19 protein-coding genes are annotated in these 24,203 nt (G+C 72.4%); 5 read left to right on the forward strand and 14 right to left on the reverse strand.

Annotation, left to right across the window (positions count from 1 at the left end; genetic code table 11):
• Window positions 1-49 precede the first annotated feature (49 nt).
• The 8 genes from ACIQG9_RS26950 to ACIQG9_RS26985 form a co-directional block, all read right to left on the reverse strand.
• Complete coding sequence (locus tag ACIQG9_RS26950) at window positions 50-499, reverse strand: GNAT family N-acetyltransferase (RefSeq protein ID WP_400407663.1); 450 nt, start codon at window positions 497-499, stop codon at window positions 50-52.
• A gap of 70 nt (window positions 500-569) precedes the next feature.
• The gene (obgE, locus tag ACIQG9_RS26955; RefSeq protein WP_400407666.1) at window positions 570-2,030 is read right to left on the reverse strand and encodes a GTPase ObgE; all 1,461 of its coding nucleotides are present in this window, start codon (window positions 2,028-2,030) and stop codon (window positions 570-572) included.
• Window positions 2,031-2,119: 89 nt separating this feature from the next.
• Window positions 2,120-2,374 carry a 50S ribosomal protein L27 gene (gene rpmA, locus ACIQG9_RS26960; RefSeq protein WP_013288010.1) on the reverse strand — a complete coding sequence of 85 codons (255 nt, stop codon included), beginning with the start codon at window positions 2,372-2,374 and terminating at the stop codon, window positions 2,120-2,122.
• Window positions 2,375-2,385: 11 nt separating this feature from the next.
• On the reverse strand, window positions 2,386-2,700 hold the full coding sequence (rplU, locus tag ACIQG9_RS26965) for a 50S ribosomal protein L21 (RefSeq protein ID WP_089012988.1): 315 nt from the start codon (window positions 2,698-2,700) through the stop codon (window positions 2,386-2,388).
• Window positions 2,701-2,879: 179 nt separating this feature from the next.
• Complete coding sequence (locus ACIQG9_RS26970; protein ID WP_400407669.1) at window positions 2,880-3,371, reverse strand: hypothetical protein; 492 nt, start codon at window positions 3,369-3,371, stop codon at window positions 2,880-2,882.
• Window positions 3,372-3,491: 120 nt separating this feature from the next.
• Window positions 3,492-6,497, reverse strand: coding sequence for a ribonuclease E/G (locus ACIQG9_RS26975; RefSeq protein ID WP_400407672.1), 3,006 nt, complete (start codon window positions 6,495-6,497; stop codon window positions 3,492-3,494).
• A 131-nt stretch (window positions 6,498-6,628) separates the two neighbouring features.
• Window positions 6,629-7,348, reverse strand: coding sequence for a TIGR03936 family radical SAM-associated protein (locus ACIQG9_RS26980; RefSeq protein WP_400407715.1), 720 nt, complete (start codon window positions 7,346-7,348; stop codon window positions 6,629-6,631).
• Window positions 7,349-7,526: 178 nt separating this feature from the next.
• Window positions 7,527-9,518, reverse strand: coding sequence for a TIGR03960 family B12-binding radical SAM protein (locus ACIQG9_RS26985; RefSeq protein WP_400407675.1), 1,992 nt, complete (start codon window positions 9,516-9,518; stop codon window positions 7,527-7,529).
• A gap of 158 nt (window positions 9,519-9,676) precedes the next feature.
• On the opposite strand from ACIQG9_RS26985, the gene ACIQG9_RS26990 reads away from it, so the two are divergent.
• A complete protein-coding gene (locus ACIQG9_RS26990) occupies window positions 9,677-11,008 on the forward strand; it encodes a hypothetical protein (RefSeq protein ID WP_400407678.1) in 1,332 nt (443 codons plus the stop codon).
• Window positions 11,009-11,056: 48 nt separating this feature from the next.
• On the opposite strand, the gene ACIQG9_RS26995 is transcribed toward ACIQG9_RS26990, so the two are convergent.
• Window positions 11,057-11,734, reverse strand: coding sequence for a lysophospholipid acyltransferase family protein (locus ACIQG9_RS26995; RefSeq protein WP_400407680.1), 678 nt, complete (start codon window positions 11,732-11,734; stop codon window positions 11,057-11,059).
• A 136-nt stretch (window positions 11,735-11,870) separates the two neighbouring features.
• Complete coding sequence (gene ileS / locus ACIQG9_RS27000; RefSeq protein ID WP_400407683.1) at window positions 11,871-15,017, reverse strand: isoleucine--tRNA ligase; 3,147 nt, start codon at window positions 15,015-15,017, stop codon at window positions 11,871-11,873.
• Window positions 15,018-15,594: 577 nt separating this feature from the next.
• Here ileS and ACIQG9_RS27005 point away from each other — a divergent pair.
• Window positions 15,595-16,461, forward strand: a complete 867-nt coding sequence (locus tag ACIQG9_RS27005) for a helix-turn-helix domain-containing protein (protein WP_400407685.1) — start codon at window positions 15,595-15,597, stop codon at window positions 16,459-16,461.
• Window positions 16,454-16,654 carry a DUF397 domain-containing protein gene (locus tag ACIQG9_RS27010; protein WP_400407687.1) on the forward strand — a complete coding sequence of 67 codons (201 nt, stop codon included), beginning with the start codon at window positions 16,454-16,456 and terminating at the stop codon, window positions 16,652-16,654. The genes ACIQG9_RS27005 and ACIQG9_RS27010 overlap by 8 nt, the downstream gene beginning before the upstream one ends.
• A gap of 183 nt (window positions 16,655-16,837) precedes the next feature.
• Here the strand turns inward: ACIQG9_RS27010 and ndk are convergent, their stop codons facing one another.
• Window positions 16,838-17,263: a nucleoside-diphosphate kinase gene (gene ndk / locus ACIQG9_RS27015; protein WP_400407689.1), complete on the reverse strand. Its 426-nt coding sequence runs from the start codon at window positions 17,261-17,263 to the stop codon at window positions 16,838-16,840.
• Between the two features lie 142 nt (window positions 17,264-17,405).
• Between ndk and ACIQG9_RS27020 the strand changes: the two genes are divergently transcribed.
• Window positions 17,406-18,770 carry a VOC family protein gene (locus ACIQG9_RS27020; RefSeq protein ID WP_400407691.1) on the forward strand — a complete coding sequence of 455 codons (1,365 nt, stop codon included), beginning with the start codon at window positions 17,406-17,408 and terminating at the stop codon, window positions 18,768-18,770.
• A gap of 5 nt (window positions 18,771-18,775) precedes the next feature.
• On the opposite strand, the gene ACIQG9_RS27025 is transcribed toward ACIQG9_RS27020, so the two are convergent.
• The 3 genes from ACIQG9_RS27025 to ACIQG9_RS27035 form a co-directional block, all read right to left on the reverse strand.
• Entirely contained in the window at window positions 18,776-19,183 is a 408-nt protein-coding gene (locus ACIQG9_RS27025) for a DUF4233 domain-containing protein (RefSeq protein ID WP_400407693.1), read from the reverse strand.
• The gene (locus tag ACIQG9_RS27030) at window positions 19,180-20,451 is read right to left on the reverse strand and encodes a bifunctional folylpolyglutamate synthase/dihydrofolate synthase (RefSeq protein WP_400407717.1); all 1,272 of its coding nucleotides are present in this window, start codon (window positions 20,449-20,451) and stop codon (window positions 19,180-19,182) included. The genes ACIQG9_RS27025 and ACIQG9_RS27030 overlap by 4 nt, the downstream gene beginning before the upstream one ends.
• 110 nt (window positions 20,452-20,561) lie before the next feature.
• Window positions 20,562-23,180: a valine--tRNA ligase gene (locus ACIQG9_RS27035; RefSeq protein WP_400407695.1), complete on the reverse strand. Its 2,619-nt coding sequence runs from the start codon at window positions 23,178-23,180 to the stop codon at window positions 20,562-20,564.
• Between the two features lie 69 nt (window positions 23,181-23,249).
• On the opposite strand from ACIQG9_RS27035, the gene ACIQG9_RS27040 reads away from it, so the two are divergent.
• On the forward strand, window positions 23,250-23,930 hold the full coding sequence (locus tag ACIQG9_RS27040) for a hypothetical protein (protein ID WP_400407697.1): 681 nt from the start codon (window positions 23,250-23,252) through the stop codon (window positions 23,928-23,930).
• Window positions 23,931-24,203: the final 273 nt, after the last annotated feature.

Genomic DNA, 24,203 nt, shown 5'->3' on the forward strand with positions numbered 1-24,203 from the left:
CCCCGCGGTCGCGCGGAGACCGGCCCGGTGCCGGGCCGACCCGCCCCGGTCAGGCCGCCACGGGCAGCCGCTTGGCGAAACAGACGCTGTACGGGTTGTCGGCGTACTCGCCGTAGACCGGGATCGGCTGGTAGCCGCACGAGGTGTAGAGGCCGACGGCGGCCGGCAGGTAGGTGCCGGTCTCCAGGCAGACCACCGAGTGGCCCTGCTGGAAGGCCAGCTCCTCCAGCGCGGCGAGGAGCTGGCGGGCGATCCCCCGCCCCCGGTAGGCCGGCCGGACGTACATCCGCTTCACCTCACCGGTGTCGGCGTCCAGTGACTGGATCCCACCGCACGCCACCGCCCGGCCGGCGACCACCACCGCCAGGTAGCGGATGTCGTCGTGGGTGACGGTGACCTGCCCGGCCAGCCCGCCGTCGGCCTCGCGCAACTCGCGTTGCTGGGCGACGACCAGGGCGGCGACCTCCGGATCGGTGGCGGGGCGGGACTCGATCAGCATCAGCCCACGCTATGCCGGGTCCGTTTCGCGGAGGTTTCTGGAGAACGACCCGGACCCGACCGGAAGGGGGCTATTCCTCGTCCTCGTCGTCCACGCTCTCCTGCGGGGCCGCCGCCAGCTCGTCGTCGGGACGCTGCCGGCGGGCCTTGCGGGCGGCCAGCCGGTCGGCCGCCGACACCCGCGACGACTTCTCCTCCAGCCGGACGTCGGTGCCCCGGTTGCCCGGTACGAAGTCGACGCCGGCGTAGAGGGTGGGCTGCCAGTCGAACTCCCGCTCGCCGATCCGGACCAGGTCGCCGGGGTTCGCGCCGGCCTTGGCCAGCTTCTCCTCCACGCCGAGCCGGGCCAGCCGGTCGGCGAGGAAGCCGACGGCCTCGTCGTTGTCGAAGTTCGTCTGCCGCACCCAGCGTTCCGGGCGGACCCCCCGCACCGTGAAGGAGCCGTCGGAATCCGCCTCGATGGTGAACCCGGCGTCGTCGACCGCCTTGGGCCGGATCACGACCCGGGTCGGCTCGGCCGGCGGCGCGGCGGCGCGGGACTGCTCGACCAGCTCCGCCATCGCGTACGTCAGCTCCTTGAGCCCCTCCCGGGTGGCGGCGGAGACGTCGAACACCCGGAAGCCACGGGCCAGCAGGTCGGGCCGGACGATGTCGGCGAGGTCCTGCCCGTCCGGCACGTCGACCTTGTTCAGCGCCACCAGCCGGGGCCGGTCGGCGAGGCCGCCGTACTCGGCCAGCTCCGCCTCGATGGTGTCGATGTCGGCGAGCGGGTCGCGGCCGGGTTCCAGCGTCGCCGTGTCGACCACGTGCACCAGCACGGCGCACCGCTCGACGTGGCGGAGGAACTCCAGGCCCAGCCCCTTGCCGGTGGCCGCGCCCGGGATCAGGCCCGGCACGTCGGCCACGGTGAAGGTGTGGTTGTCGACCCGGACCACGCCCAGGTTGGGCACCAGCGTGGTGAACGGGTAGTCGGCGATCTTCGGCTTGGCGGCGGAGATCACCGAGATCAGCGACGACTTGCCGGCCGACGGGAAACCCACCAGGCCGACGTCGGCGACGCTCTTGAGCTCCAGCACCACGTCCAGCCGGTCACCGGGCTCCCCCAGCTCGGCGAAGCCGGGCGCCTTGCGTCGGGCGTTGGCCAGCGAGGCGTTGCCCCGGCCGCCCCGGCCGCCCCGGGCCGCCTCGAAGGTGGTGCCCGCGCCGACCAGGTCGGCCAGCACGGTGCCGTCCATGGTCTGCACGACGGTGCCGTTGGGCACCTTGATGAACAGGTCGTGGCCGTTGGCGCCGTCCCGGTTCGAGCCGGCACCGCCCTTGCCGTTCTCGGCCTTGAGGTGCGGGCGGAAGTGGAAGTCCAGCAGTGTGGTCACCTGCGGGTCGACCACCAGCGAGACACTGCCGCCGTGCCCGCCGTTGCCCCCGTCCGGGCCACCGAAGGGCTTGAACTTCTCCCGGTGGATGGAGACACAGCCGTGCCCGCCGTCGCCGGCCTGCATGTGCAGGACGACCCGGTCAACGAACGTCGTCACGACGCCAATCCTTCCAGCGGGGCAGCCCCCGCACGCGAAAAAGCGAAGCGGGCCGGGACCCGAGGTCCACGGCCCGCGACGCCTTCGAACTACTGCTGCGGCACGATGCTGACGGTCTTGCGACCACGCTTGGTGCCGAACTGGACCGAGCCGGCGGCCAGCGCGAAGAGCGTGTCGTCGCCGCCCCGGCCGACCAGGTCACCGGGGTGGAACTTGGTGCCACGCTGACGGATGAGGATCTCACCCGCGCTGACGACCTGACCACCGAAGCGCTTCACGCCGAGCCGCTGAGCCGCGGAGTCGCGGCCGTTACGCGAGCTGGACGCACCCTTTTTGTGAGCCATTGGAGGACGACCTACTTCCCGCTGGAGATGCCGGTCACCTTGACCTGGGTCAGCGGCTGGCGGTGACCCTGGCGCTTGTGGTAGCCGGTCTTGTTCTTGAACTTGTGGATCTTGATCTTCGGGCCCTTGGTGTGCGCGGCGATCTCGCCGGACACCGCGACCTTGGCAAGCTTCGCCGCTTCGGTCACCAGGTCGTCACCGTCGACGAGGAGCACCGCGGTGAGCTTCACCGCGTCACCGGGGGCACCGGTGAGCTTCTCGACCTCGATCACGTCGCCCTCGGCGACCTTGTACTGCTTGCCGCCGGTCTTGACGATCGCGTACATCGGAGGCGGACTCCCTGTCGTTGAGGCTGCTGGCGGTCGTTCCCACGGCGACTCGCCGGGTAGCAGTGACACCGGCGGCGCGGGCACGCGGGAACTCGGCACACCAAAGTGCGCCGCAGGAAAGACTACGCCATCACCCGCCCGCTGCCCAAACCGGCCCCGCCGGTTCGGGCCCGACGTCACCGGGCGCAGAGCTGGTCCAGGCGCTGCTGGAGCCGGTCCAACTCGGTCTCGTCGATCGAGTCGACGTCGGTGCCGAGCGTGCCGACCTCGGTGGCGAGGTCGGTCAACAGGGTCTTGAGCTGCGGGTCGGTGGCCCGGCCGGACTGCTGCCGCAGCGCGGCCCGCCAGGTGGTCAGCGCCGACTCCGCCCGCTTCCGGGCGGCCTCCGCCGCGGTGCTGTCGTTCGCCCCGACCGCCGCGATCATCTTGCCCAGTTCCTCGACGTAGGTGCGGACCGCCGTGGTCGAGGCCGCCTCGGCCTCCGCGCAGACCTGCGGGCCGTTGCCACCCGCCGGGGAGCCGCTCACCGCGACGGACGGCACCACGGCGGCGGGGGTGGACGTGCCGGAGGCGGCCGGGGCGGCCGAGTCGTCGGGCCGGTCACCGGAACAGCCGGCGCCGGTCAGCAGGACGGTGGTCACCACGGTGGCGGCGAGCAGGCGGCGCATCTTCTTCTCCTAGCCCGGGGGGTGACCGATCGTATCGGGGGCCCAGGAGGCCGCAGGGCCCCTCCCACCGGCATCGTGCCGGGGAAGGGACCCTGCGGGGGTGTCGCGCTGGTCAGGCCGTCACGGGCGGGTACGCCGCCGGGCGCCGCCCCGGCGGGACCGCCGTCGGGCGGTGCCGCCCTCGCCGCCCTCCTCGTCGGATTCGGCGTCGCCGAGCGCGTCCGGGTCGTCCGCGCCCGCCAGGCGGGCCGACTCGCCGGGCTGGGCGTCGGCGGCCGCCGCGGTGGCCGGGGTCTCCGCCTCGTACCGGGACAGGTCGTAGCCCATGGTGTCGTGGTACTCGGCGTCGACGGCCGGGTCCACGACCTCGGGGGTCTCGGTGGTCTCGGCCACGGTCCGCTCCACCGCGGCCCCCTTGCGGGAGCGCCGCCGGGCGGACGCGCCGACCGGCTGCTCGGCGGCCGGGGTGGTGACCGCCGTGGCGACCGCCTTCACCCGGTCGCCCGGGCCGCCGGTACGCGGCTTCTCCGGCACCGGCTCGGTGTGGATGATCAGACCCCGGCCCTTGCAGCACTCGCAGGTCTCGCTGAACGCCTCCAGCAGGCCCGCGCCGATCCGCTTGCGGGTCATCTGGACCAGGCCCAGCGAGGTGATCTCGGTGACCTGGTGCTTGGTGCGGTCCCGGCCCAGGCACTCGGTGAGCCGGCGCAGCACCAGCTCACGGTTGGACTCCAGCACCATGTCGATGAAGTCGATCACCACGATGCCGCCGAGGTCACGCAGCCGGAGCTGACGGACGATCTCCTCGGCCGCCTCCAGGTTGTTGCGGGTGACCGTCTCCTCCAGGTTGCCCCCGGAACCGGTGTACTTGCCGGTGTTGACGTCGATGACGGTCATCGCCTCGGTCCGGTCGATCACCAACGAGCCACCGGAGGGCAGGAAGACCTTGCGGTCCAGCCCCTTGATAATCTGCTCGTCGATCCGGTACTCGGTGAAGACGTCGGCGGTGCCGACGTACCGGCGCAGCCGGGCCACCAGGTCGGGCGAGACGTGCGACAGGTACGACTCGACCATGTCGTACGACTGCTCGCCCTCGATGACCAGATCGCGGAAGTCCTCGTTGAACAGGTCCCGGACCACCCGGATGACCAGGTCGGGCTCCTCGTAGAGCAGCACCGGGGCACCGCCCTCGGTCGCCTTGGCCTGGATGTCCTCCCACTGGGCCTGGAGCCGCTTGACGTCCCGGGCCAGCTCGTCCTCGCTGGCCCCCTCGGCGGCGGTCCGGACGATCACGCCCGCGCCGTCCGGGACCAGCTTCTTGAGCACGTCCCGCAGCCGCTTGCGCTCGTTGTCGGGCAGCTTGCGGCTGATCCCGGAGGCGTTGCCGTTGGGCACGTAGACCAGGTGCCGGCCGGAGAGCGCGATGTGGCTGGTCAGTCGGGCGCCCTTGTGCCCGATCGGGTCCTTGGTGACCTGCACCAGCACCGAGTCGCCGGAGCGCAGCGCCTGCTCGATCGAGCGGGCCCGCCCCTCCAGACCGGTGGTGTCCCAGTTGACCTCACCGGCGTAGAGCACGGCGTTGCGCCCGCGCCCGATGTCGACGAACGCCGCCTCCATGCTGGGCAGGACGTTCTGCACCTTGCCCAGGTAGACGTTGCCGGCCATGGTGCCGGAGGAGTTCCGGGTGACGTAGTGCTCGACCAGGACGCCGTCCTCCAGGACCGCGATCTGGGTACGGTCGCCGCGCTGGCGGACCGCCATCACCCGGTCGACCGCCTCCCGGCGGGCCAGGAACTCCGACTCGCTCAGGATCGGCGGGCGGGTCCGGCGCTGCTCACGGCCGTCCCGGCGGCGCTGGCGCTTGGCCTCCAGCCGGGTCGAGCCGGAGACGCCCTGCACCTCGTCGACGACCTTGCGGGGCTCCCGGATCTTGACCACGGTGGGCACACCGTCGTCGGCGCCCCCCTCGACGTCCCCGGCGCCCCGGCGGCGACGACGGCGACGACGGCGGGTCAGCCCGTCGCCCTCGCCCTCCTCCTCGGCCTCCTCGGACTCATCGGCCTCGGCCTCGGCCTGGGCGGCCTCCTCGACCTCGTCCTCGTCGGTGTCATCGGCGCCACCCTTGCCCCGGCCCCGGCCCCGGCGACCACGGCGACGGCGACGGCGGGCGGCGGTCTCCTCGTCCTCGTCCTCGTCCTCGTCGCCCTCGGCCTCGATGCCCTCCTCGGCCTCGCCGGTGGGCTCCTCCTCGACCTCGACCGGCTCGACCTCGCGGCGGCCACGACGCCGCCGCCGGCCGGTCTCGGCCGGCTCCTCGGCGACCGGCTCGACGACCGGACCGGGCTCGACCACCCGGAAGACGGGCAGCTCCTCCGGCTGCGGGGCCATGAAGAGCACGGTGGGTGCGGCGATCGCGGCCCGCCGACGCCGGGTCCGCGGCTGCGGCTCGGCCGGCTCCTCGGTGCCCGGCACGGCGGCACCGGGTGGGACCTCGCCGGCCCGGCTCCCGGCACCGGCCCCGGCCTGCTCCGCCGCCTCGGCGGCCGGCTCCTCGTCCTCGGCGGCCGGCTCGTCGGCGACGGTCGGCTCGGTGGGGGCAGCCGCCTCCACGGCGGGCTCCTCCACGGCGGGCTCCACGGCCGGCTCGGCCGGGACCTCGGCGGCCGGCTCGGCCGCCGCCGGGGCGGCGGCCTTCTTCCGCCGGGTACGGGTCACCTTCACCGGCGGGACCAGCTCCGCGGTACCCTCTTCCACCCCGTCGGCGACCACCGGTTCCTCGGCCGCCTTGGCCGGGGTGGCCTTGCGTCGACGCCGGGTGGTCTTCGGCGCGGTGTCGAGGTCACCGGCGACCGGGACGATCACCTCGGCCTGTTGCGACTCGTCGGTGGCCGCGGGAGCGGTGGTCGACGCCTCCGCGGGCGCTCCGGTCAGCTCCGGTTGGCTCAGCGGCGCGGCGCGCCGCCGGGTGGTACGCCGGCGGGTCGGTGCCGCTGCCTCCGTCGGCGCGGCGCCGGTGGCGCCGTCCGTGGCGGCGGCTCCCGGGCCGCTGTCGGTGGTGCTGTCGGCGGTTTCGCCGGCCGGCTGTGAACCGGTCCGTTCGCCGCCCTCGGGCTCGTTGTCGAGCATGGACGTTCTCCAGTTCTGGCGGCCCCGGGCGCGGGTGAGCGCTGCCACGCAGGGTCGCCGCAAAAGTGTTTCCGCCGGGCGCGCGTGGTGCGCGACCGCCGAAGTCTGCCTGCCAGAACGCTGACCGACGGTCAGCGTTCTCCGATGGCTGCCCCGTCGCGATCCGCGTCGAACGGATCCACGATCGCACCCTGCGCGGTCAACGTGCCCTGCGCCAGCCGGATCACCCTCGGGGAGACCGGCGGCTCCAGGGCGGCCACCACGCGGAGGCCGGAAAGGACGTCATCGGGTCGCACGGACGGGGTGACCTGCCGCACGACCAGTTCGAGTATCGCACATGACGAGTCCGGCGCCCCGGAAGGCGTCTCCGCCGGGGGCAGCACATCGACGCGGGTGACCGCGCCGCGCGCGTCGAACGTGCGTCGACCCTGCTTGGTCATCCGCTCGACCTGCACCTCGTCGGCGGCCAGGAAGGCGGAAACCGCCCGTTGCGCCACCGTCGGGTCGACTTCGGGCAGCTCGATCCGCCAGTGCGACGCCTCGATCCGGTCGGCGAGGCTCCCCCCGGACGCGACCACCACGTCCAGCACGTCGAGGCCGGGCGAGAGCGCCGCGTCGAGAGCGAGCCGTAGCTGCTCCGGGTCGACCGGCGCCTGGAGGCCGACCTCCAGGTACTCCGCCTCGCTGGCGACGCCGGTGGGGGCGGCGCTGGCGTACGAGATCTTCGGGTGCGGGGTGAAGCCCTGGGAGAAGGCCACCGGCACGGCGGCCCGGCGCAGGGCGCGCTCGAAGGCGCGGGCGAAGTCCCGGTGGGAGGTGAACCGCAACGGCCCGCGCTTGGCGTACCGGATCCGGACACGCTGGACGACCGGCGCCTGCCCGCCCTCCGGCTGTGGTTTCCTGCTGATCGTCGTGCTCCTTGAGGTCAGAACCGGTTGATCATGGAGTTGGTGCCGGCTACCCGCCGGGCCCGTGACGGCAGCTCCATGATCACCGGAGTGGGGCGGGCGGCATGCCCGCCCCCGACAGTCACTGCTGGGCGGCGGACGGGACCTTCAGGCCGGAACCACCGATCGGGGTCAACGGCAGGAGCTTCTTCCCGGTGGGGCCGATCTGGATCTCGGTGTCCATGGCCGGACAGACACCGCAGTCGAAGCACGGGGTCCACCGGCAGTCGTCCTGCTCGTACTCCGACAGCGAGTCCTGCCAGTCCTGCCAGAGCCAGTCCTTGTCCAGCCCGGAGTCGAGATGGTCCCAGGGCAGGACCTCCAGCTCCTCGCGCTCCCGGGTGGTGTACCAGTCCAGGTCGACGCCGAAGGCCGGCAGCGCCTCGGCGGCGGCCTCCACCCAGCGCTGGTACGAGAAGTGCTCGCTCCAGCCGTCGAACCGGCCGCCGTTCTCCCACACCTTGCGGATCACCGCGCCGACCCGGCGGTCGCCCCGGGACAGCAGGCCCTCGATCAGCGACGGCTCACCGTCGTGGTAGCGGTAGCCGATCGCCCGGCCCAGCGAGCGGTCCGCGTTGATCGCCTGCTTGAGCAGCTTGAGCCGGTGGTCGATGACCTCCGGCCGGGCCATCGACGCCCACTGGAACGGGGTGTGCGGCTTCGGCACGAACCCGCCGATGGAGACGGTGCAGCGGATGTCCCTGCTGCCGGTGGCGGCACGGCCGGCCCTGATCACCTCGTGCGCCATGTCCGCGATCTCCAGGACGTCCTCGTCCGTCTCGGTGGGCAGGCCGCACATGAAGTAGAGCTTCACCTGCCGCCAGCCGTTGGTGTACGCGGTGACGACGGTGCGGATCAGGTCTTCCTTCGACACCATCTTGTTGATGACCTTGCGAATCCGCTCCGAGCCGCCCTCCGGGGCGAAGGTCAGCCCGGTCCGCCGGCCGTTGCGGGACAGCTCCTGCGCCAGGTCGATGTTGAAGGCGTCCACCCGGGTCGACGGCAGCGAGAGCGACACGTTGGTGCCCTCGTACTGCTGGGCCAGGCCGGAGCACATGTCGCCGATCTCGGAGTGGTCGGCCGACGACAGCGACAGCAGGCCCACCTCGTGGAAGCCGGAGAACTCCAGGCCGTCGCGGACCATCTGGCCGACCGTGGTGATCGAGCGCTCCCGCACCGGCCGGGTGATCATGCCGGCCTGGCAGAACCGGCAGCCCCGGGTGCAGCCCCGGAAGATCTCCACCGCGTACCGCTCGTGCACCGTCTCGGCGAGCGGCACGAGCGGCTTCTTCGGGTACGGCCAGGCGTCCAGGTCCATCGTGGTGCGCTTGTGCACCCGGAACGGCACGTCCGCCCGGTTCGGCACGACCCGCTGGATCCGGCCGTCGGGCAGGTAGTCCACGTCGTAGAAGCGCGGCACGTAGACGCTCTCGGTGCGGGCCAGCCGCAGCAGCAGCTCGTCACGGCCACCCGGGGAGCCCTCGGCCTTCCACTCCCGGACGATCGTGGTGATCTCCAGGACCGCCTCCTCGCCGTCGCCGAGCACGGCGGCGTCGATGAAGTCGGCGATCGGCTCCGGGTTGAACGCGGCGTGCCCACCGGCCACGATCACCGGGTCGGCGTCGGTGCGGTCGGCGGCCAGCATCGGGATGCCGGCCAGGTCGATCGCGGTGAGCAGGTTGGTGTAGCCCAGCTCGGTGGAGAACGAGACGCCGAACACGTCGAAGTCGCGCACCGAGCGGTGCGCGTCGACGGTGAACTGCGGCACGTCGTGCGCGCGCATCAGCCGCTCCAGGTCCGGCCAGACCGCGTACGTCCGCTCGGCGAGCACGTCGGGCAGCTCGTTGAGCACCTCGTAGAGGATCTGGACGCCCTGGTTGGGCAGGCCCACCTCGTACGCGTCGGGATACATCAGCGCCCAGCGCACGGTCGCGGCGTCCCAGTCCTTGACCACCGCGCCCAGCTCGCCACCGACGTACTGGATGGGCTTGGTCACCTGGGGCAGCAGCGGCTCCAGCCGGGGCCAGACGGAATTGGCCGCGGCGGGGCGCGGCGTCGTGGACGGGGCACTCATGATGCCCAAGGGTACGCCTCCACCGGTGGGACACCGCGCCGCACCGCCCGCCCGCCGGGGACGCCCGGCCGGGCGGCACCGGACCACCCGGGCGGCGGGTTCGTCGGCGGTGGCGCACCGGTACTAACCTCGCAACGGCGCGAGAGGAGATTGCCGCGATGCCGGAGCCGCAGCCGGGAGCAGGCCGGCCGGCCGACGGGAGTACCCCGACCCCGGGTGGGGACGCGGATCCGGCGGTCACCGCCGGACCGACCGACCCCCCCGTACCGTCGTCCGCCGAGCCGCCCACCAGCCCGGACGACACCCCCGCCCGTGGCTCCGCCGCCGTCCCGCCCCCGGCCACGCCGGCCGAACCGACCCCCGCCCGGCCCGACCCGACCCGGCTGGACGTACCGCCCGACCCGACCCGGCAGGAGCCGGCAGCGCCCCGGTGGAGCGGTTCCGCCGCCGTCCCTCCCCCACCGCCGCGCCGACCCGCTTGGGGCGAGTCGGCCGAGCCCACGCCGGTGCCCCCGCCGGCACCGCACGAGCTGCCCGAGCACCGCACCCCGGTGGACCCGTGGGCGGGTGCGGACACCGGTGGCTGGGAGCTGAACCATCCCGAGCTGCCCCCGACGCTCCCCTACCCGACGCCGCCGCAGACCCGGCCGTACCAGTCCGGCCCGGCACCGGCGGCACCGCCGGCGCTGCCCTACCAGCCCAGCGCACCGCCGTACCAGCCGACGCCACCGCCGGTGGCCCACCCGGCACCGCCGGCCCCGACGCCGACCCGGCCGTACCCGGTCGCGCCGGCGCCCGCCGCGCGGCCGGTGTCGCCGCCCCCGCCGCCGGCCCGCCCGGCGTTGCCGCCCGCCCCGCCCCGACCGCCGAAGCAGCGCCGGAGCCGGCCGGAACCGGTCACCCCACCGCCGGACTGGAAGCCCCCCAAGGGGTACGTACGCCGCAAGCGCCGCCGTTGGCCCTGGGTGCTGCTGCTCAGCCTGGCCTGCTGCTGCGGCTGTCCGGCCTGGTTCGGCACGCCGATCTGGCAGCAGTACCCGGCGGACGCCGCGCTGCCCGGTCAGGTGGCCGACCTGACCCTGCGCGAGGACTCCGGCGGCGAGGTCCAGCGGCTGGAGGCCGAGGTCCGCAAGGCGAACCTGCTCGCCGAGGACGTCTTCGCCGGGGTCTACGGCACCGACGACGGCAAGCGGGTCACCGTCTTCGGCGACACCGGCTTCCGGTTCAGCCCGGAGTCGGACGCCGACGACGCGATGACCCGGCTCACCGACACCTTCGCGCTGGGTGCCCCGCAGCCGGTGGACACCGGGGTCCGGGGCCGGTACGAGCGCTGCGCGACCGGCAGTTCCGAGGGCACCGACGTGGTGGTCTGCACGTCGGTGGACCACGGCAGCAGCACCACGGCGGTCTTCACCCGGCTGTCGGTGGACGACAGCGCCCGCCTGCTCGCCATCCTGCGCGAGCAGATCGTCACCCCGAAGCAGAGCTGACCGCCGGCACCGGCGGAGCGGCCCGGCGACGGCCCGCCGTGACCCGGGTCAGGCCGAGGGCTCGCCGCGCTTGGGGGCGTAGCGGGCCACGTACTCCTGGCCGGTGAGATTCTGGATCTCGGCCATCAGCTCGTCGGTCATCTGCCGCAGCGAGCTGCGGTCGTCGGAGCGGCCGGTGAAGTCCAGCGGCTTGCCGAACCGGATGGTGATCTTCGCCTTGCCGGGCCGGGGCACCCGGGTCCCGATCGGCTGGGCCTTGTCGGTGCCGATCACGCCGACCGGGATGACCGGCACGCCGGCCGCCACCGCCAGCCGGGCGGTGCCCGTCCGGCCCCGGTAGAGCCGGCCGTCCGGCGAGCGGGTGCCCTCCGGGTAGACGGCGACCAGGTCGCCGCCCTTCAGCGCCGGGATGGCCGCGTCGAACGCGGACAGCGCCGCCCGACCGCCGGCCCGTTCCACCGGGATCGCGCCCAGGCCGGTGAGTACGAACTTGGAGAACACGCCCTTCGGACCGGTGCCCGTGAAGTACTCCGACTTGGCCCAGAAGGCCAGGTGCCGGGGGACCACCGTGCCGAGGAGCAGCTCGTCGGCGACGGAGAGGTGATTGCCCGCGAAGATCGCCCCACCGCTCGCCGGAATGTGCTCCAGCCCCTCCACCGCCGGGCGGAAGGCCACCCGGATCGCGGGTGCCACGGTGAGCTTGCCGATGGTGTAGAGCAGGGGCACTGGTCCTCCGGCGGTCGTGCAGTGAACAGGCGGTGTCACGGTAGCGGACGGATGCCCGTCCGCCCCACCGGGTGGCCGGGACGCCCGGCTGGTGGTCCGGCGGCGGTTCCGCCGCCGGACCACCCCGGTCAACCCGTCATACCCGCCGGACGGTCACCGTCACCCGCTCGCCGTCACCGACCTCGCCGGCGAAGCCGTCGAGGCCCTCGGCGAAGTCGACCGTGTCGGCCAGCACCTCCCGGGCCACGAAGCCGGCGTACCCGGACACCGCCGCCCGGATTTCCTCGGAGGCGGACACCGACACCACGATCCGGTCCGAGACGTCCAGGTCGGCGTCCCGGCGGGCCTGCTGCACCACCCGGACCACGTCGCGGGCCAGCCCCTCGGCGGCCAGCTCCGGGGTGACCTCGGTGTCCAGCACGACCACCCCCTCGCCGCCGGGCAGCGGCGCGGAGTGTTCGGCGTCGGCGGCGACCAGGCGCAGCTCGTACTCGCCCTCGGCGAGGGTGATCCCGGCTGCGGTCGGGGCGCCGTCGACCAGCTCCCACTCCCCCGCCTTGACCGCCTTGATCACCTGCTGCACCTGCTTGCCGACCCGGGGGCCGAGCGCCCGGGGCACCACGGTCAGCACCTGCCGGCAGTAGCTGGACACCTCCTCGGAGAACTCCACCGCCTTCACGTTGACCTCGTCGGCGACCAGGTCGGCGAAGGGCCGGAGCTGGGCCGCGACCGGCGAGGCCACGGTCAGCCTCGACAGCGGCAGCCGGACCCGCAGCCCCTTCGCCTTGCGCAGCGACAGCGCCGCCGAGCAGACGTCCCGGACGGCGTCCATCGCGGCGACCAGGTCGTGGTCGGCCGGGAACTCGTCGGCGGACGGCCAGTCGGTCAGGTGCACCGACCGCTCGCCGGTGAGGCCGCGCCAGATCTCCTCGGCGGTCAGCGGCGCCAGCGGCGCGACCACCCGGCAGAGCGTCTCCAGCACCGTCCACAGCGTGTCGAACGCCTCCGCGTCGCCGGACCAGAACCGGTCCCGGGAGCGACGCACGTACCAGTTGGTCAGCGCGTCCAGGTAGGACCGGACGGTGGCGCAGGCGCCGGAGATGTCGTACGCGTCCATCTGGCCCTGGACCGTCTCGACCAGTTCCCGGGTCTTCGCCAGCACGTACCGGTCGAGCAGGTGGGTGGAGTCCACCCGGCGGCGCGCCTGGTGGCCGTCCGCGTTGGCGTAGAGCGAGAAGAAGTACCAGACGTTCCACAGCGGCAGCAGCACCTGGCGTACCGCGTCCCGGATGCCCGCCTCGGTGACCGCCATGTCACCGCCGCGCAGCACCGGCGAGGACATCAGCATCCAGCGCATCGCGTCCGAGCCGTACGCGTCGAAGACGTGGTAGACGTCCGGGTAGTTGCGCAGGCTCTTGGACATCTTGCGCCCGTCCGAGCCGAGCAGGATGCCGTGGCTGAGGCAGTTGCGGAACGCCGGCCGGTCGAACAACGCGGTGGCCAGCACGTGCATGGTGTAGAACCAGCCCCGGGTCTGCCCGATGTACTCGACGATGAAGTCGCCCGGGTAGTGGTGCTCGAACCAGTCGGCGTTCTCGAACGGGTAGTGCACCTGGGCAAACGGCATCGAGCCGGACTCGAACCAGCAGTCCAGCACCTCCGGCACCCGGCGCATCATCGAGCGCCCGGTCGGGTCGTCCGGGTTGGGGCGGACCAGGTCGTCGACCGCCGGCCGGTGCAGGTCGGTCAGGCGTACGCCGAAGTCCCGCTCGATCTGCTCCAGCGAGCCGTACACGTCCACCCGGGGGTGGTTCGGGTCGTCGGACTTCCACACCGGGATCGGCGAGCCCCAGAACCGGTTCCGGCTGATCGACCAGTCCCGCGCGTTGGCCAGCCACTTGCCGAACGAGCCGTCCTTGATGTGGCCGGGCGTCCAGTTGATCTGCTGGTTCAGCTCCACCATCCGGTCCCGGAACGTGGTCACCGCCACGAACCAGGACGACACCGCCTTGTAGACCAGCGGGGTGTCGCAGCGCCAGCAGTGCGGGTACGAGTGGGTGTAGGTGTCCTGCCGGAGCACCACCCCCCGCTCCTTCAGCTCCCGGATCACCGGCTTGTTGACGTCGAAGACCTGCTCCCCGACGTACGGCGGGACCAGCGCGGTGAACCGGGTGTGGTCGTCCACGGTGACGATGGTCGGGATGCCGGCGGCGTTGCAGACGTTCTGGTCGTCCTCGCCGAAGGCGGGGGCCAGGTGGACGATCCCGGTGCCGTCCTCGGTGGTGACGAACTCCGCCCCGAGCACCTGGTACGCGTTCTCGCCGGCCTGCTCGGCCAGGAAGTCGTAGAGCGGGGTGTAGCGGCGGCCGACCAGGTCCGCGCCGCGCACGGTGCCGACCTGCTGGTAGCCCTCCAGCTCCTTGGCGTACGCGGCCAGCCGGGCCGCGCCGACCAGGTACCGCTCGCCGTCGCGCTCCAGCACGGCGTACTCGATGTCGGGGCCGACGGCGAGCGCCAGGTTCGACGGCAGGGTCCACGGCGTGGTGGTCCAGACGCCCAGCTTCACCGGCCCCCGCACCAACTCCGGCGCGGACTCGTCGCCGGCCAGCCCGAACCAGACGGTCAGGGTCGGGTCGTGCCGGTCCCGGTAGACGTCGTCCATCCGGGTCTCGGTGTTCGACAGCGGCGTCTCGCACCGCCAGCAGTACGCCAGCACCCGGAAGCCCTCGTAGACCAGGCCCTTGTCGTGCAGGGTCTTGAAGGCCCACATGACGCTTTCCATGTAGTCCAGGTCGAGGGTCTTGTAGTCGTTGGCGAAGTCGACCCAGCGGGCCTGCCGGGTGACGTACCGCTCCCAGTCGTGGGTGAACTCCAGCACCGAGGTGCGGCACGCCTCGTTGAACCGGGCCACCCCCAGGTCGAGGATCTCGGCCTTGCTGGTGATGCCGAGCTGCTTCTCGGCGACCACCTCGGCGGGCAGGCCGTGGCAGTCCCAGCCGAACCGCCGCTCGACGTGCCGACCGCGCATGGTCTGGTAGCGCGGCACCACGTCCTTGACGTAGCCGGTGAAGAGGTGGCCGTAGTGCGGCAGGCCGTTGGCGAACGGCGGGCCGTCGTAGAAGACGTACTCGTTCCTGCCGTCCGCGCCGGTCGGCCTGGCCTCGACGGACGCCTCGAAGGTCTTGTCGGCCGTCCAGTGCTCCAGGACCCGGCGCTCGACCGCGGGCAGGTCCGGGCTCGCCGGGACACCGGCGTCGGTCGGGTCGTGCAACGGATAGACCATCGGGGGTCGCTCTCCTCGCGTTACGACGGCTCCGGCTCGGCGCGTCGCTGACGCCGCGACCCGGAGTCGTCGAGCTCACTCAACGTGGGTCTGCGAGGACGAGCCTTCTCGGGTACGCCGTCCGGCGCCCCCGGGCAGGCCCGCGGTACCACCCCGCTTGGCGGTCAGGATCGACCGCCCGCTCGTCGGCCGGCTGTGACGGGCCGCCCCGTCCGGTTCTACTCGGGTGTCGCCACCCTTTCTTCCGGAGGCTCGCCGGTGATGGCCGGGTCGTCGCCTGTGCCGGCAAGGATACTCGACCCGGGGTGCCGTTCGCCGCCGAGTAATGGGTGTGCGACCGCCTTTCCATCACCACGGGTTCGGCCTTGCGCAGAAATCACCGCCATCGGGGCACGCCCCACCTCCCAGGTTCGTTGCCTCGCCAGCCGTGACGGCTACGATCAGCGACTGTCGACTCACCATGCGACTCTCCACGGCGAGAGGATCATGTGGAGACGCACCTTGCAGGCGACGATGCAAGGGCCGTCTCGCGGCAAGTCCGATGACGCATCAGGATGAGACAGGGAGAATGGTGCCGATGAGCGAAACGGGATCGACGGTGCCCAGGCGTGAGCTTGGCCGACTCCTGCGGCAGACCCGGGAGCAAGCGTCCGTCGGGCTTGAGGCCGCCGCCACCGATCTTGAGTGGTCGCGCGCCAAGATGTACCGGATTGAGTCTGGGCAGTCGCCCGTCCGGACCCCGGACGTAGAGGCGATGTGCCGCCTCTACCGAGCGTCGTCAGAGATGACCGAAGTTCTTGTCAGCCTCGCCAAGGAATCCAAGAGCAAGGGCTGGTATCACGCTTACGGGGAGGTCATCCCCCGATGGTTCGAGCTGTACGTCGGTCTGGAAGCGGCGGCGAGCCGCATCCGCAGCTACCAGCACGCGCTCGTGCCGGGGCTGCTGCAAACGGCGGACTACGCTGCCTCGCTAGCCCGCAGCCGTCCCGGAGCCACGACTGCTGAGGTTCAGAAGCAGGTTGCTTTGCGGATGGAACGACAACGGATACTGACTCGATACCTGCCGGCCGCTCCTCTCTTGGAGGTCATCATCGAGGAAGGACTCCTTCACAAGAGGATGCCCGACATGGCGGGGCAGGTTCACCGTCTGGTCAGTGCATCTCAGGAGCCGAATGTGAGCGTCCGCATCGTGCCGTCCGAACGGACTCATGCTCACTTCGCGGTTGCTGGTAGCTTCGTCATTCTTGAATTCCCGACCAGAGGGGCCCGGTCGGCGGAGCCGACGACGGTCTACAAAGAGGGTCTGACCGGCGCCCTGTACCTGGATCGCACTGAGGAAGTGCGTAGCTACGCGGAGGCGTGGGCCGCCTTGGCCGGTGACGCGCTGAGCGAGGATGAGTCTCTAGCACTGCTGACGGAGATCAAGGAGAGAACACATGCATGACCTGACTGGCGCCCGCTGGCGCAAGAGCGCCCGTAGCGGCGGGCAGGGCGACTGCGTCGAGGTGGCCGACAACCTTTCCGGCGTGGTCGCCGTCCGAGATTCCAAGGACCCGGAAGGCCCGGCGCTGACCTTCCCGCCAGCGGCATTCTCGGCTTTCGTTCACGCCGCCAAGCAGGACCGCCTAACCGCCTGAAAGCCCCCAGAAACACGGGAAGGCCCCGGAGCCCTACTGGTTGTAGGGCTCCGGGGCTTCGTTCGTTTGGTAGCTCTCAAGGGCTTCGGGAAGCCCCGCGACAACGCCCGGGCCGGCGGTCACCGGCCCGGGCATCGGAACGGCCCAGCCTGAGGAACCCGTTGGCCGGGCGTCGCGGGCGGGTCAGCCCAGCGCGGGGAACCAGAGGGCGATCTCGCGCTTGGCGCTGTCGACGGAGTCCGAGGCGTGCACCAGGTTCTCCCGGTTGGACAGCGACAGGTCGCCGCGGATGGTGCCGGCGGCGGCCCTGCGGCCGTCGGTGCTGCCGATCATGCCGCGCACCACCTCGATCACCTGGTCACCGGAGAGCACCAGCGAGACCAGCGGCCCGCTGGTCATGAACGCCTTCAGCGGCGGGTAGAACGGCTTGTCCACGTGCTCGGCGTAGTGCTGGTCGGCGAACGCGCCGTCCAGCGTCCGGGTCTCCAGCGCGTCGATCCGCAGGCCCTTGCGCTCGAAGCGGGAGATGATCTCGCCCACCAGACCACGGCGCACCGCGTCGGGCTTGATCAGTACGAGCGTGCGCTCATCCGGGCTGCTGCTGGACACGCTGGGTTCCTCCTGTGCGCGGAAGGCGGTTCGGCTGGGTACGGTCAGCCTAGCGACCCGGTCCCGGCGTCGGCGCGGCGGCTGCGCCTTCCCTCGCTTGCCGTTGCGGCCTAGCCTGGCTCTGACCCCTGGGAGGTCCACTGTGGCGAATGGCGGGAACCGCACCATCGCGCCGGTACGCAAGTTGATCGCCACGGTGCTCGGCACCGTGGCCACCTTCGTGGTCCTGTTCGGGCTGGGCATGACGAGTTGGGCGATCGTCGCGCTCGGCGTGGCCCTGGTGGTGCTCGCGGTCGCCCTGGCCACCGTGCGCGGCGGCGGGCGCACCTGGGTGGTCGGCGTCGGCCACGTGCACAGCGCCTCCGAGCCACCCACCCAGTACGCCTTCGGCCGCTGCGAGCTGCAACTGGTGATCGACGCGCCGGGGTTGCCGCCCCGCTCCAAGAAGATCATCGAGCCGCGGGTGCCGGTGGCGAAGTGGCCGTCCCTGGGGCAGGCCCTGCCCATCCGGGTGGCCCTCGACGACCAGCGACACGTCCGGGTCCTCTGGGACGACGTGCCGACCCACGCCGAGAGCGCCACCACCGTCGCCGACCTGCCACCCGAGTACGCCGGCGGCGAGCCGCTCGACGACCTGCTGATCCAGCAGGAGGCCCCGCCGTGGGCCGGCCGGACGGCCGACGACGACTTCCGCGACGACCGCCGCGACGACTTCCGCGACGACCTGCGCGACCCGCCGCCGACCGACCCGCTGCGCTCCGACCCCCTCCGGTCGGACCCACTGCGCTCGGACCCGCTGCGCTCCGAGCCGCTCCGGGACGACGTCGAGGTGCTGACCGACGAGCGGGAGCCGGTGGTGGTGCACCAGCGGCCCGGCGGCCCGGTGGTGCTGGAGGGCACCGTGGTCGAGCAGCCGGTCGCCGGCCCGCTGCCCCGCCGGGCGACACCCGCCCCGCGGCCACCCGTCGAGGAACGGTTCGACGAGCCGATCCTCGACCCGGTCGACGTCCCGCTGGACGAACCCGGCGCGGCGGCCGACCGGCTCGGCCCGGAGGAACTGGACGAGGCGATCTTCGGGCCCGACCCGACCGCCGCCCCGGCGGACCCGGGCGGGCTGGCCGATCCGGCCGCCCCGATCAGCGGCGTCGGGCTCACCCTGCTGGTCACCGACCTGTCCCGGTCGCTGGACTTCTACCGCGACGTGCTCGGTTTCGACGAGTTCGACCGGGGTGCCGGCAACGCCGTGCTCGCCTCCGGGGCCACCCGGCTGGTGCTGCGCGAGGTGACCGGCGCAGCCCCGATCAGCCGCCGGCTGGTGCACGTCAACCTGGAGGTGGACGACATCGACGCGGCCTACCAGCGGCTGAAGGACTCCGGCGTACGGTTCACCTACGCGCCCCGGGTGGTCAACCGGGGCAGCCGGCTGGAGGTGTGGGCCGCCGCCTTCCGCGACCCGGACGGCCACGGCATCGCGCTGACCCAGTGGCGGGAACGCGCCGACGCCTGAGCCGGTCAGCCGAGGATGACCCGCCGCACGTGCAGCGCGTACGCCCACACCAGGGCGAAGATGACCCCCAGCCCGAACAGCGACCAGTGCAGCAGCCCGGCCAGCAGCAGCAACCCCTGCAACACCGTGCCCGCGGGCCAGGCCCACGGCCGGCGGATCAGGCCGGCCAGCAGCACCGCCGCCACGGCCAGCGCGACGGTGGCCGCGATCGCCGCACCGCCGAAGTGCCCGCCGACCACCCGGATCGGCTGGATGGCCAGCAGCAGGACCAGCGCCTCCAGTCCGAGCGTCCCGGCCCCGAGGCCACGCACGGCGGCCTCGGGGTTACGCAACCCGGACCGCCGCTGACCCGGTACGCCCTCAGCCCCCGCCGGCCCCGCAGCCCGCTCCGACTCCCGGTCCGGGCCGCTCATCGCTTCAGCAACCGGCGGGCGTCGGCCACGGTCACCACCGACCCGGTGACCAGCACACCCACCCCGGCCAGTTCCCCGGGCACCTCCGACTCGGCCTCGGCGACGGCCGCCTCGATGGCGTCCGGCATCTCCTCGGCCACCTGCACCCGCTCCGGCCCGAAGACCTCCCGGGCCAGCTCGGCCAACTCCTCGGCCGGCATCGCCCGGGGCGAGCTGTTACGGGTGACCACCAGTTGGTCGAGCACCGGCTCCAGCAGCTCCAGCAGGCCGGCGGCGTCCTTGTCACCGAGCACGGCCAGCACGCCGACCAGCTTGCTGAACGCGAACTCCTCCTGCAGGGCGGTGACCGTGGCGGCCATCCCGTGCGGGTTGTGCGCCCCGTCGAGCAGCACCGTCGGGGCGGACCGCACCTTCTCCAGCCGGCCCGGGGAGCTGGTCGTGGCGAAGCCCTCCCGGACGGCCTCGATGTCGAGCTGCCGTTTGGCCCCCGCACCGAGGAACGCCTCGACGGCGGCGAGCGCCACCGCCGCGTTCTGCGCCTGGTGGGCGCCGTGCAGCGGGACGAACACCTCCTCGTACACCCCGCCGAGGCCCTGGATGGTCAGCACCTGCCCGCCGACCGCGACCGACCGGCGCAGCACGCCGAACTCGGCCCCCTCCCGGGCGACGGTGGCACCGACCTCGGCGCACCGTTCCAGGATCGGCCGGGCGGCCTCCTCCTCCTGGGCGGCGGCGATCACCGTCGCCCCGGGGTGGATGATGCCGGCCTTGTGCAGGGCGATGTCCTCAAGGGTGTCGCCGAGCCATTCGGTGTGGTCGAGCCCGATCGGGGTGAGCACGGCGACCCCGGCCTGGAGCACGTTGGTGGCGTCCTCGGCACCGCCGAGCCCCACCTCGACCACCGCCACGTCGACCGGCGCGTCGGCGAACGTCGCGAAGGCCAGCGCGGTGGTCAGGTCGAAGTAGGTCAGCGGTTCGGCCGACCGCTGGTCGACCAGCTCGGCCAACGGCTGCACCTCGCGGTACGTGGCGACGAAGCGCTCCTCGCTGACCGGCTCCCCGTCCAGGCTGATCCGCTCCCGGACGGTCTCCAGGTGCGGGCTGGTGTAGCGGCCGGTGTGCAGCCCGAAGGCCCGCAGCAGCGAGTCGATCATCCGGGCCGTGGAGGTCTTGCCGTTGGTCCCGGTCAGGTGGATCGACGGGTACGCCCGCTGCGGGCTGCCGAGCAGGTCGAGCAGGGAGCCGATCCGGTCGAGGTCGAAGACCATCCGGGTGAAACCCCGCCCGGCCAGTTCGGCGTCCACGGCGGCGAATTCGCCGTCGCCGTCACCGCGCCTTGTGCGGCCGGCGGTGCGTTCGGTGTGTGCGGTGCGGTCGGTCACGAGGGCAGCGCCTCCAGAGCGGCGTCGATCCGGATCAGGTCGGCCTCGGCCACCGCCAGCCGGTCGCGGATCTTCGCGACCACCGGCTCGGGGGCCTTCCCGACGAAGGCCGGGTTGTCGAGCTTGCCCCGGGCCTGCGCGACCTCCTTCTCGGCGGCCACCCGGTCCTTGGTGAGCCGGGCCCGTTCGGCGGCGACGTCGATCGAACCCCGGGTGTCCAGCTCGACGCTGACCTCACCGGGCATGGCGAGGGTGGCGCTGGCCTGGAAGTCGCCGCCGGGCGCGTCGAGCCGGACCAGCGAGCGGATCAGCGGCTCGTGGGCGGCGACACCGGCCACGGTGAGCCCCTCCAGTCGGGCGGCCACCCGCTGCGTCGGGCGCAGCCCCTGGTCGGACCGGAACCGCCGGATCTCGGTCACCACCCGCTGGACGGTGCCGACCTCGCGCTCCGCGGCGTCGTCCACCCCGGTACGGTCGGCGACCGGCCAGGCGGCCGTCATGACCGTCTCGCCGCCGGTGAGCGCGGTCCACAGCTCCTCGGTGACGAACGGGATCACCGGGTGCAGCAGCCGCAGCAGTTGGTCCAGCACGTGCCCGAGCACCCGGCGACTCGCGTCGGCGGCCGGCCCGCCCTCGGCGAGCACCGGCTTGCTCAGCTCCACGTACCAGTCGCAGACGTCGTCCCAGGCGAAGTGGTACAGCAGGTCGCAGACCTTCGCGAACTCGTACGACTCGAACTGCTCGTCCACCTCGGCGGTGACGTGCGCCAGCCGGGACAGGATCCACCGGTCGACGGTGGAGAGCTGGTCGGCGGCGGGCAGCGGACCGTCGGTGTGCGCGCCGTTCAGCAGCGCGAACCGGGTGGCGTTCCAGAGCTTGTTGCAGAAGTTGCGGGAGCCCTGGCACCACTCCTCGCTGACCGGCACGTCCTGGCCCGGGTTGGCGCCGCGGGCCAGCGTGAACCGGGTGGCGTCGGCGCCGAACCGGTCGATCCAGTCCAGCGGGTCGACCACGTTGCCGAACGACTTCGACATCTTCTTGCCGTGCTCGTCGCGGACCATGCCGTGCAGGGCGACCACGTCGAACGGCTGGACGCCGTCCATCGCGTACAGGCCGAACATCATCATCCGGGCGACCCAGAAGAAGAGGATGTCGTAGCCGGTGACCAGGACGCTGGTCGGATAGAACTTCGCCAGGTCCGGGGTCTGCTCCGGCCAGCCGAGGGTGGAGAACGGCCACAGGCCGCTGGAGAACCAGGTGTCCAGGACGTCCTCGTCCTGGTGCCAGCCCGCGCCGGTCGGCGGCTGCTCGTCGGGGCCGACGCAGACGATCTCGCCGGCCGGGCCGTACCAGACCGGGATGCGGTGGCCCCACCAGAGCTGGCGCGAGATGCACCAGTCGTGCATGTTGTCGACCCAGGCGAAGTAGCGCTTGGCCAGCTCGGCCGGCTCGATCTTCACCCGGCCGTCGCGGACCGCGTCACCGGCGGCCTTGGCCAGCGGGGCGGTGTTGACGAACCACTGGAGCGACAGCCTCGGCTCGACGGTGGTCTTGCACCGCGAACAGTGCCCCACCGCGTGCACGTACGGCCGCTTCTCCGCCACGATCAGACCCTGCTCGCGCAGGGCGGCGACGATCGCCGGCCGGGCCTCGTACCGGTCCAGGCCCTGGAACGGGCCGGGCGCGGTGATGATCCCGCGCTCGTCCATGATCGTCAGCGCGGGCAGGTCGTGCCGCTGGCCGATCTCGAAGTCGTTCGGGTCGTGCGCCGGGGTCACCTTGACCATGCCGGTGCCGAAGGCCGGGTCGACGTGCTCGTCGGCGACGATCGGAATCCGCCGGTCGGTGAGCGGGACGGCCACCTCGGTGCCGATCAGGTGCCGGTACCGCTCGTCGTCGGGGTGCACCGCGACGGCGGTGTCGCCGAGCATCGTCTCGGCCCGGGTGGTGGCGACCACGACGTCGTCGCTGTACCGGATCGAGACCAGTTCGCCATCGTCGTCGGTGTGCTCCACCTCGATGTCGGAGAGCGCGGTCAGGCAGCGCGGGCACCAGTTGATGATCCGGTTGGCCCGGTAGATCAGCCCGTCGTCGAAGAGCTTCTTGAACATGGTCTGCACGGCCCGGGACAGGCCCTCGTCCATGGTGAAGCGCTCGCGGTCCCAGTCGACGGCGTCGCCGAGGCGGCGCATCTGGCCGAGGATCGCCCCGCCGGACTCGGCCTTCCACTGCCAGACCCGCTCGACGAACTTCTCCCGGCCCAGGTCGTGCCGGGACAGGCCCTCGGTGGCGAGCTGCCGCTCGACGAGGTTCTGGGTGGCGATGCCGGCGTGGTCCATGCCGGGCAGCCAGAGCGCCTCGAAGCCCTGCATCCGCTTGCGCCGGTTCAGGGCGTCCATCAGCGTGTGCTCGAACGCGTGGCCCATGTGCAGCGAGCCGGTGACGTTCGGCGGCGGGATGACGATGGTGAAGGGGGGCTTGTCGCTCTGCGCCGACGCCCGGAAGTGGCCGGCGGCTACCCACTGCTCGTACCGTCGCTGCTCTACCTCGCCGGGCTGGTACTGGCCGGCAAGCGTCGGGGCGTCGGGGCGTCGGGCATCCAGTCTCTCGGTCACCCTGGAAGTCTACGGAGCGCTTCCCCGGACCTGACGTGCACCACCTCAGGTTCGCGTACGGTGGCGGACATGTCCGACGCACACCTCACCGAGCGTCAGCTCATCGAGGCACCCGACCCGGTCGAGTTGACCGACGAGCCGATCCGGTTGAGCAACCACGACCCGGAGAACGCCCCGCCCGCACGGGCCCGGGCGTCCCGGCGGCGGATCGCGCTGACCGTCGGCCTCGTGGTCGGGTTGGCCGGCGCCGCCGCGCTGGGCACGGCGGGTTGGCGGGTCGCCCAGGAGAAGGACACCCGCCTGAGTACGCCGGACCGGGTGGCCGGGCTCACCCGGGACGACTCGGACCGGGCCCGCAGCACGGCCGACTACCTGCGCAGCGGCTTCGCGGCGGACATCGACCTGGACCGCAGCTTCGGCACGGTCTACCGCGACCCGGCGGACGAGAAGCGGCCGGTGCTGCTCTTCGGCGGCACCACCCTGCTCTGGCAGCCGGAACGGGACCTGGACAGCCTGTTCGGGCTGATGGCCGACGAGACCGGCCGGGTGACCGGGATCCGCGAGGTGCCGGCCGGGAAGTTCGGTGGCGTGATGAAGTGCGGCACGAGCAGCGGCGACGGTGGCGACTTCGCGATCTGCGGTTGGGCGGACCACGGCAGCGTCGCGATGGCCATGCTCGCCAACCGGTCCGTCGACGACGCGGCCGGGCTGTTCCGCCAGATCCGCGACAACGTCCAGACCCGCGGCTGACCACCGCTCCGGCCCGATCGGCTACGCGGACACCGGCCCGTCCTGCGGGTGTGGTGGTGTCCAGTTCCGATGGTGGTGGTGTCCGGTCCCCGGTGGTGGTGTCCGGTCCCCGGGTGTGGTGGTGTGCGGTTCCGGGTGTGGTGGTGTCCGGTCCCGGGGGGGTGGTGCCGGTCCCGGTGGTGGTGGAAATGCAGTAGGCCCACCCCTTGTCAGGGGTGGGCCTACTGGAATGTTTGTCCGGCGGTGTCCTACTCTCCCACACCCTCCCGAGTG

This window comes from Micromonospora sp. NPDC092111, assembly GCF_044755745.1.
In the GTDB taxonomy this organism is placed as follows: Bacteria; Actinomycetota; Actinomycetes; order Mycobacteriales; family Micromonosporaceae; genus Micromonospora.

Bases quoted from the DNA above. Each gene is read 5' to 3' on its own strand.
- ACIQG9_RS26950 (WP_400407663.1), bottom strand. From the start codon at position 499: ATGCTGATCGAGTCCCGCCCCGCCACCGATCCGGAGGTCGCCGCCCTG.
- rpmA (WP_013288010.1), bottom strand. From the start codon at position 2,374: ATGGCTCACAAAAAGGGTGCGTCCAGCTCGCGTAACGGCCGCGACTCC.
- rplU (WP_089012988.1), bottom strand. From the start codon at position 2,700: ATGTACGCGATCGTCAAGACCGGCGGCAAGCAGTACAAGGTCGCCGAG.
- ACIQG9_RS26970 (WP_400407669.1), bottom strand. From the start codon at position 3,371: ATGCGCCGCCTGCTCGCCGCCACCGTGGTGACCACCGTCCTGCTGACC.
- ACIQG9_RS26975 (WP_400407672.1), bottom strand. From the start codon at position 6,497: ATGCTCGACAACGAGCCCGAGGGCGGCGAACGGACCGGTTCACAGCCG.
- ACIQG9_RS26985 (WP_400407675.1), bottom strand. From the start codon at position 9,518: ATGAGTGCCCCGTCCACGACGCCGCGCCCCGCCGCGGCCAATTCCGTC.
- ACIQG9_RS26990 (WP_400407678.1), top strand. From the start codon at position 9,677: ATGCCGGAGCCGCAGCCGGGAGCAGGCCGGCCGGCCGACGGGAGTACC.
- ileS (WP_400407683.1), bottom strand. From the start codon at position 15,017: ATGGTCTATCCGTTGCACGACCCGACCGACGCCGGTGTCCCGGCGAGC.
- ACIQG9_RS27005 (WP_400407685.1), top strand. From the start codon at position 15,595: ATGAGCGAAACGGGATCGACGGTGCCCAGGCGTGAGCTTGGCCGACTC.
- ACIQG9_RS27010 (WP_400407687.1), top strand. From the start codon at position 16,454: ATGCATGACCTGACTGGCGCCCGCTGGCGCAAGAGCGCCCGTAGCGGC.
- ACIQG9_RS27025 (WP_400407693.1), bottom strand. From the start codon at position 19,183: ATGAGCGGCCCGGACCGGGAGTCGGAGCGGGCTGCGGGGCCGGCGGGG.
- ACIQG9_RS27030 (WP_400407717.1), bottom strand. From the start codon at position 20,451: ATGGTCTTCGACCTCGACCGGATCGGCTCCCTGCTCGACCTGCTCGGC.
- ACIQG9_RS27040 (WP_400407697.1), top strand. From the start codon at position 23,250: ATGTCCGACGCACACCTCACCGAGCGTCAGCTCATCGAGGCACCCGAC.